The sequence below is a fragment of the bacterium genome, from assembly GCA_021372775.1.
Lineage (GTDB): Bacteria > Acidobacteriota > Polarisedimenticolia > J045 > J045 > JAJFTU01.
This window is the reverse complement of record JAJFTU010000121.1, coordinates 1-7,982: the sequence shown is the minus strand read 5'-3', so window position 1 is coordinate 7,982 and position 7,982 is coordinate 1. Positions and strand designations below refer to the sequence as shown.

7 protein-coding genes are annotated in these 7,982 nt (G+C 75.0%); 5 read left to right on the top strand and 2 right to left on the bottom strand.

The features are described from left to right. The coding region (locus tag LLG88_04205; GenBank protein MCE5246108.1) for a TonB-dependent receptor at positions 1-713 on the top strand (713 nt) is incomplete at its 5' end. A gap of 106 nt (positions 714-819) precedes the next feature. Here LLG88_04205 and LLG88_04200 read toward each other — a convergent pair. Together LLG88_04200 and murI are read right to left on the bottom strand one after the other, a co-directional pair. Continuing rightward, the gene (locus LLG88_04200; protein ID MCE5246107.1) at positions 820-1,941 is read right to left on the bottom strand and encodes a site-2 protease family protein; all 1,122 of its coding nucleotides are present in this window, start codon (positions 1,939-1,941) and stop codon (positions 820-822) included. A gap of 87 nt (positions 1,942-2,028) precedes the next feature. Beyond that, a complete protein-coding gene (murI, locus tag LLG88_04195; GenBank protein MCE5246106.1) occupies positions 2,029-2,847 on the bottom strand; it encodes a glutamate racemase in 819 nt (272 codons plus the stop codon). 234 nt (positions 2,848-3,081) lie between these two features. Between murI and LLG88_04190 the strand changes: the two genes are divergently transcribed. The 4 genes from LLG88_04190 to LLG88_04175 all read left to right on the top strand — a co-directional run. After that, positions 3,082-5,676 (top strand): transporter substrate-binding domain-containing protein, encoded by a 2,595-nt coding sequence (locus LLG88_04190; protein ID MCE5246105.1) that lies wholly within the window; start codon positions 3,082-3,084, stop codon positions 5,674-5,676. Positions 5,677-5,785: 109 nt separating this feature from the next. After that, positions 5,786-6,778 (top strand): alpha/beta hydrolase, encoded by a 993-nt coding sequence (locus LLG88_04185; protein MCE5246104.1) that lies wholly within the window; start codon positions 5,786-5,788, stop codon positions 6,776-6,778. Between the two features lie 95 nt (positions 6,779-6,873). Continuing rightward, a complete protein-coding gene (locus tag LLG88_04180) occupies positions 6,874-7,650 on the top strand; it encodes a TonB family protein (GenBank protein ID MCE5246103.1) in 777 nt (258 codons plus the stop codon). 107 nt (positions 7,651-7,757) lie between these two features. Further along, positions 7,758-7,982, top strand: a 225-nt coding sequence (locus LLG88_04175) for an RNA polymerase subunit sigma-24 (GenBank protein MCE5246102.1), incomplete at its 3' end; no start/stop codon positions are given.

The window sequence follows — 7,982 nt, the reverse complement described above, 5'->3', positions numbered from 1 at the left end:
TGCGGCGCGACGACCACTCGGTCTTCGGCGGCAAGACGACCGGCCGCGCCACGGCGGCCTACAAGTTCGCCGACGGCAAGACGCGGCTGCGCGCGAGCTACGGCACCGGCTTCAAGGCGCCGACGTTCAACGACCTCTACTACCCCTATTTCGGCAATCCCGACCTGAAGCCGGAAACGAGCCGCGGCTGGGACGCCGGGATCGGCCGTTCCTTCGCCGACGGCGCGTTCGACGCGGAGGTGGGTTACTTCGACAACCGGATCGACGACCTGATCCAGTGGGACGACCGGACCTACCGCGCCGAGAACGTCGGCCGGGCGAAGACGCACGGCGTCGAGGCGACGCTCGGCGCGCGGCTCGGCGGCGGCGCGCGGCTGACGCTCGACTACACCTACGCCGACGCCGAGAACGCCGAGACCGGCGCGCGGCTCCCCCGCCGCCCGAAGCAGACCGCCGGCCTCTCGGCGATCTACGCCCCCGACGGGCCGTGGGACGGCTCGCTCTCCCTCGTCGCGGTGCGGAACCGGGTCGACTCGGCCGGCCTCGCGCTCGACGACTACGTGCGGGTGGACGCGTCGTTCGGCTACCACGCGTTCAAGCAGGTCCGATTCTTCGCCCGCGCCCAGAACCTCTTCGACCGTTCCTACGAAGAGCTCCCCGGCTACCGCACCCCCGGCCGGCTCGTCTCGGTCGGCGCCGCGCGCACGTTCTGAGTTCGGGCCCGCGGCCGCGGGACGGCGCCTCGCCGTCCCGCGCCGCCGCCCGGCGCGGCATCGGGCGCCCGGCGATCGCCGCGGCGCCGCTCCCCCGAAAAATCGATCAGCGCGGCGCGGCGCCGGCGCCCGGCCGCTCCGGCCACGGCGCGAGCATCAGCGCCCGCGCGATGTCCTCGAGGCTCAGCAGCCCGAGGAAGCGCTCGCCGTCGAAGACCGCGGCGACGCGCGCCCCCGCGGCGTAGAGCGCGTCCTGCACCTCGGCGAGCGTCGCCCCGGCCTTCGCCCGCGGCGCGTCGCTCCGCATGATCCCCGCCACCGCCGCGCCGCCCCCGCCGCGCGCCAGCGCGTCCACCAAGTCGTCGCGCGTCACGACGCCGAGCAGCCGGTCCTCCTCGACGACGGCGAAGTCCGGTTGGTGCGCGGCGAGGACGTAGTCCGCGGCCCGCTCGACGGTGTCCTGCGGCGCGAGGCGGAGCGCGCGCGCGTTGCAGGCCTCGCGCGCCGAGAGGCGGGCGAGCAGCGGCGCGAGGCGCGCGCGCCGTCCCTCCCCCGTCGCGCCGAGAAAGATGAACAACGCGACGAGGAGGAGCGTCGGCGCGCCGAAGACGAGCCCGAAGAAGCCGAGGGCGGCGGCGATCAACTGGCCGACGACGGCGGCGACCTGCGTCGCGCGCTCGTGGTCGAGGCAGAGCGCGAGGAGCGCGCGCAGGATCCGGCCGCCGTCGAGCGGGAAGGCCGGGACCATGTTGAAGACGGCCAGCGAGACGTTGGCCCCGAGCAGCCAGAGCAGGAACGTGGGGACGGACGGCGCCCCCGCCCCGCGGACGAGCCCCTGCGCGTCGAGGCCGAGGAGGGCGGCGGTGACGCCGGTCGCCGGCGCGAGAAGGCCGGCGAGGAGGACGTTGACCAGCGGTCCGGCGACGGCGATCGCCAGTTCGCGCAGCGGCGAGCGGGGCATCGGCCCCATCAGCGCCACGCCGCCGATCGGGAGCAGGACGATCTCGCGCGTCGGCACGCCGAAGGCCCGGGCGACGAGGCTGTGGCCGAGCTCGTGCAGCACGACGCAGACGAAGAGCGCGAGCATCAGCGCCGCGCCGAAGAGCGCCCCGGCCGCGCCGCGCCCCGTCCCCCACTGGACCGCGCCGAGGACCAGCACGAGCCCGAACGTCGCGTGGACCTTCACGTCCACGCCGAACAGCCTCGCCGCGCGGACCGACCAGCGCATCGCCGCTCCCGCCGGCGCGCCGCCGCGGCGCGCCGCTCTCTTCAATCTACCGCCGGCGAGGAAGGGACCGCGGCCGGCGACGCGGGGTCAGGCCGGCTCGGGAACGGGCGGATCGACGTGCCGCACGGCGCAGTGTTCGCCGAGCGTCCCGAGGAGCCGCGGCGCCAGCGCGGCGAGAGCCGCCGCGTCGCCGGTCGTGAAGAGGGTCGCCGCGCCCGCGCGATCGTCGGCGGGGGGCGCGCCGGCGAACCGCGCCGCCTGCCGCGCGACGGCCGGGGCGGGATCGATCACCCGCACGCCGGGACCGCAGATTTCGCGCACCAGCGGCACGACGAACGGGTAGTGGGTGCAGCCGAGCACGACGACGTCGATCTTCCGCGCGAGCATCGGCCGCAGCGCCCGCTCGAGGATCGCGCGGGTGCGCGGTCCGTCGAGATCCCCTTCCTCGATCCGCTGGACGAGCCCGGGGCAGGTGTCCTCGAGCACCTCGACCCCCTCGGCGAACCGCTCGACGACCGACGCGTAGAGCTCCCCCTGGAAGGTCGCCGGGGTGGCGAGGACGCCGACGACGCCGCTGTGCGTCCTCTCGGCGGCCGGCTTCACCGCGGGCTCCATCCCGACGAACAGTTCCTCGGGGTGGATTTCGCGCAGGTGGCGGAGCGCGGCGGCGGAGGCGGCGTTGCAGGCGACGACGACGGGACGCGCGCCGCGGGCCAGGAGGAAACGGGCGTTGGCGACGGCGAAGCCGCGGACTTCTTCGAGCGGCCGCGGCCCGTACGGCACGCGCGCCTGATCGGCCAGGTAGACGATTTCGTGGCGCGGCAGCTCCGCCCGCAGGGCGCGGAGGACCGACAGGCCGCCGACGCCCGAATCGAAGATGCCGATCGTTCCGCGGTTCGCGTTCACGGGGCGAGATTGTAGGCGCCGCCGCGCCGGCGCGCGAAACCGCAGGCGCCCGCGGCGTGCGGGGCGCCGATTTCCGGGCGCCGTTCCGCCCATCGACGCCGCGCGGGGCGCCCGCGGATGTTCGCGGAGATCCGTCCCCGGAAATGGATCTCCTCGCCCCATTCGCGGGGCGATATCGCCCCTTGACCGGGGTCGATGTCAGCGCCCAAGTTCTCTTCACGGAGGATCGCGGCGGTGACGTGCGCGCCGGTCATGTTCTGCGCCCTCGGCGCCGCGGCGGCGGCGTGGGCCGCGCCCGCGGCGCCGGCCCGCCCCGCGGGCGACGCGCCGTCGGCCGAGCGCCGCACGATCGTCGTCGGCGTCAACACCGACTATCCCCCGTTCGAGTATCAGGAGAGCGGCGCCCCCACCGGCTTCGACGTCGAGGTCGTCCGCGAGGCGGCGGCCGCGACCGGCCTCGACGTCCAGTTCCGCGCCGACGACTGGTGCCGGATGAGGCCGGAGCTCGAGGACGGACGGATCGACGCGCTCGCCGGGATGCTCTACTCGTCGGAGCGCGCGACCCGGGTCGACTTCACCGTCCCGTACATGGTGGTGCACTACGCCGTCTTCGCCCGCGCCGGGGGGCCGTCGATCGCCGGGCCGCAGGATCTCCGCGGGCGGCGCGTCCTCGTCGAGAGCGGCAGCATGGCCCACGACCTCCTCGCCGCCGGCGCCGACGGCGCGGTGATCGTCCCGGTGGAGAGCGAGCCGCAGGCGCTGCGGCTGCTCGCCTCGGGACGGGGCGACGCGGCGATCGCGCCCAACGCCTACGGTCCGACGCTCGCCAAGCGGCTGGGGCTCGGCGGCGTCTTCCCGGTCGGTCCGCCGTTCAGCTCGTTCGAGCTGCGGATCGCCGTCCGCAAGGGGGACCAGGCGCTCGCGGCGCGGCTCGACGAGGGGCTGGCGACGCTGCGCGCCTCCGGGCGGCTCCAGGCGCTCACCGACAAGTGGTTCGGCGTGCTCGAGCCGCGCGGGGCCTCGTTCGGCCAGACGCTCCGCCACGGCGCGATGGTCGTGGCGCCGCTCCTCGCGCTGCTCGCCGCGGCGTTCGTCTGGACATGGTCGCTGCGCCGGCGCGTGCGGCGGCGCACGCGCGACCTGCGGCAGGAGCTCGACCGCCGGAAGGCCGCCGAGGAGGCGCTGCGGCGGCGGCTCGACCTCGAGGACCGCGTGTCGGCGATCGCCGCGCGCCTCAGCGCCCTGCCGTCGTGGCGGATCGACGAAGGGATCGAATCGGCGCTGGCCAGCCTCGGCGAAGCGACGGAGGTGGACCGCACCTACCTGATCCTCGTCCACGACGACGGCGCGATCACCTACAGCCACGCCTGGCTGAAGGACGGCGGAGAGCCGCCGCGCGCCGACTTCGACGCCTCGACCATCGCCGACTTCCCGTGGCTCTTCCCGCTCGTCGCCGCCGGGGAGACGGTCCACGTGCCCCGCGTCGCCGACCTCCCGCCGGCGGCGAAGGCGGAGCGGGCCCGCTGGACGCAGCTCGGCGTGCGGTCCGCGCTCTGCGTGCCGCTTCGCTCCTCGACGCGCCTTCTGGGCGTCATGGGGTGCGTCGCCGCGCGCGCCGAGAAGAGCTGGCTTCCCGAGGACGCCCGCCTGATGCGCCTCGCGGGAGAGGTCGTCGCGGGCGCCTTGGGCCGGCGGCGCGCCGAGGAGGAGCTGCTCGCCGCGCGCAAGATCGAGTCGGTCGGCGTCCTCGCCGGCGGCATCGCGCACGACTTCAACAACATCCTCACCGCGATCCTCGGCGGCGTGGCGCTGGCGCGCGGCGCGGCGTCGGCCGACGAACGGGAGGCGATCCTCGGCGCGGCCGAGCACGCCTGCGGCCGCGCGGCCGCGCTGACGAAGCAGCTGCTGACCTTCGCCCGCGGCGGCGCGCCGGTGCGCAAGACCGCGGCGATCGCCGAGATCGCGCGCGAGTCGGTGGAGTTCGCGCTGCGCGGCTCGCCGCTCGAGCCTTCGTTCCGCGCGCCCGAGGATCTCTGGCCGGCCGACGTGGATCCGGGGCAGATCAGCCAAGTGTTCCAGAACCTCGCGATCAACGCGCTGCAGGCGGCGCGGGGAAGCGGCCATCTGCGGGTCGAGGCGGCGAACATCGAGATCTTCGAGGACGACACCGCACCGCTCCCCCCCGGCCCGTACATCCGGATCCGCGTCGCCGACGACGGGCCGGGCATCCCGCCGGAACTGCTGCCGCGGATCTTCGATCCGTACGTGACGACGAAGCGGGACGGCAACGGACTGGGGCTCGCCACGTCCCTCTCCATCGTCCGGCGGCACGGCGGACAGATCACCGTCGCCTCGCCGCCCGGCGGCGGCGCGGTCTTCACGATCTTCCTCCCCGCGGCGCGCGGGAAGCGGCCCGAGAAACCGACCGAGCTCGAGGCGCCCCGCGGCGCGGGACGCGTGCTGGTGATGGACGACGACGCCGCGGTGCGCGTCGTCGCCGCGAAGATGCTGACGCGGCTCGGCTACGCCGCGGAGACGGTCGAGGACGGCGCCGCCGCGATCGCCCGCTGCGGGGCGGCGAAGGACGAGGGGCGGCCGTTCGACGCGGTGATTCTCGATCTCACGATTCCCGGCGGGATGGGGGGCGCCGAGGCGGCGGCGAAGCTGCGCGAAGTCGATCCGAACGTGCGCGCCATCGTCTCGAGCGGCTACTCCAACGACCCGGTGATGTCCGAGTACGACGCCCACGGCTTCGAGGCGGTCGTCGCCAAGCCGTACCGTCTCGACGAGCTGGCCGCGGCGCTCAGAGGGGTTCTCGCCGGCCATTGAGCCGGCCGCCGCGACCGGCGAAGATGGCGCGTCGTTCCGGCCGGCGCGGCCGGGCGATCGCCGGCCGCGCAACGTTCTCGTCGCTGGTTCGGCCCACCAAGGAGGGCTCATGTCCGGCAAGCTCATGTTCCTCGTCGCCGTCTTCGCGCTGGGCGCGGCGCCCGCCTTCGCGCAGGCCCCGCCGACGACGCCGCGGGCCGGCGGACCGCCGGCCGCGGCCCCCGCGCGGCCGCAGGGGCCGGCGGTCAAGTCGCCCGAAACGAGCTGGATTCGACGGCAATACCGCGACGTGCGCTACGCGACGCTCTCGCCGGCGCAGGCGTTGGACATCTACCTGCCCAACGAGGGCGACGGCCCGTTCCCGGTGATCGTCGCCGTCCACGGCGGCGCCTTCATGATGGGCGACAAGGCCGACGGGCAGCTGTCCGCGCCGCTGGAAGGGGTGCGCCGCGGCTACGCGGTCGTCTCGGTCAACTACCGCATGAGCGGCGAGGCGACGTTCCCCGCCGCCGTGCAGGACGTGAAGAGCGCCGTGCGGTTCCTGCGCGCCGTCGCCGCGCGCTACAACCTCGACGGCTCGCGGATCGCCGCGTGGGGCGGATCGGCGGGCGGCCACCTCGTCTCGATGCTCGGGACGACGGGGCGCACGCCTCGCTTCGACGACCCGGCGGCGGGAAACGCCGCGGAATCGAGCGCCGTTCAAGCGGTCGTCGATTGGTTCGGTCCGATCTACTTCGACCGGATGGACGCCCAGTTCGCCGCCGGCAAAAAGGGCCGGCCGGACCACGGCGCCGCCGGCTCGCCGGAGTCGCGGTTTCTCGGAAAGGCGGTCGCCGACGCGCCCGCCTTGGCGGCGGAGGCGTCCCCGGCGACCTATCTCGACAAGGACGCGCCGCCGTTCTTCGTCGAGCACGGCGACGCCGATCCGGTGGTTCCAACGGAACAGTCGATCCAGTTCGTCGCCGCGATCCGCGCCGCGGCCGGGAGCGACCGCGCGGTCCTGACGATCCTCCCCGGCGCCGGCCACGGCGGCCCGCAGTTCGAAACGCCGGCCAACTTGAACCTCGTTTTCGCGTTTCTCGACAAGGCCCTCCGCCGGTAGCGTCCCCGCCTCCTTCGCAGGCGCGGTTCGGTTTCCGCGTCGTCGTCCGTCCAACAGGCGCGGCGGAAAGATCGCCCGCGGAAAAGGAGGCGGCGATGTCGAATCCGACGTTCGAGGGAATGCAGGCGGCGCTGCTGCTCGAAGGAAGACGGCGCGGCGCCGGGCGGGCGTGGTGGGCGGGGCCGGTCGCGGCCGCCGTGCACGTCGCCGCGCTCGGCTGCGCCGTCGCCGCGTCGATGGTCGTCGCGGAAACCGTCGCCGATCCGGACTTCGGCCTGGTGAGCCTGCAGTTCGCGCCCCCGCCGCCGCCGACGGCGCCGCGCGGCGGCTCCAAGCCGAAGAGCGGCGACGAACCGAAGCCGAAGCCCGCGCCGGCGCCGAAGGCCGAGATCGTGCAGCCGGTCCGCGCCGAAGCGCTGACCCCGGACGACCTGAAGGCCTCGCCCGCCGACGAGAACGTCGGCGGCGGCGGCAATGGCCCGGCCATCGACGGCGCGCTTCCCGGCGACGGCGCGGAATCGCCGACGAAGCCGCTCCTCCCCGCCGTCGAGGAGCCGCCGAAGCAGGAGACGAGCGCGCCCGAAGAGCCGCTGATCGTCGTCGGCGACGTCCGCCCGCCCGAGTTGACGCAGCGGATCGAACCTTCCTACCCCGAGCCGGCGCGGATCGCGCGGATCGAAGGGCGCGTGATCCTGCAGGCGGTCATCGACGAGCGCGGCGCTGTCGAGGACGTGCGGGTCCTCCGCTCCGTGCCGACGCTCGACGCGGCGGCCGTCGCCGCGGTGCGGCAGTGGCGCTACCGCCCGGCGCTGCTCGAAGGGCGCCCGGTGCGGGTCTACTTCACGGTGGTCGTGACCTTCAAGCTGCAGTGAGCGGACGCGCGGCCGGCGGGGCGCGCGCCGCCCCGCCGCGGCGCCGCGGGAGGGCGCGGAGGCGCGATGCGCCGGGACGCATCGCGTATGCTGGCGCCGAGGCGAGAGTGGAACGACGCAGCGACATCGAGTTGGCGCGCGCGTTGGCGGCGGGGGACCGCGACGCCGGCGACGCGCTGATCGACCGCTCGTACGACGGCGTCTTCCGCTTCCTGCGCCCGCTCTGCCGCGGCGACGCGGCGCGCGCGGCCGATGCCGCGCAGGAGGCGTTCCGACGCGCCTGGGAGGCGCTGGGGCGGTTCGAAGGGCGCTCCAGCTTCGCGACGTGGGTC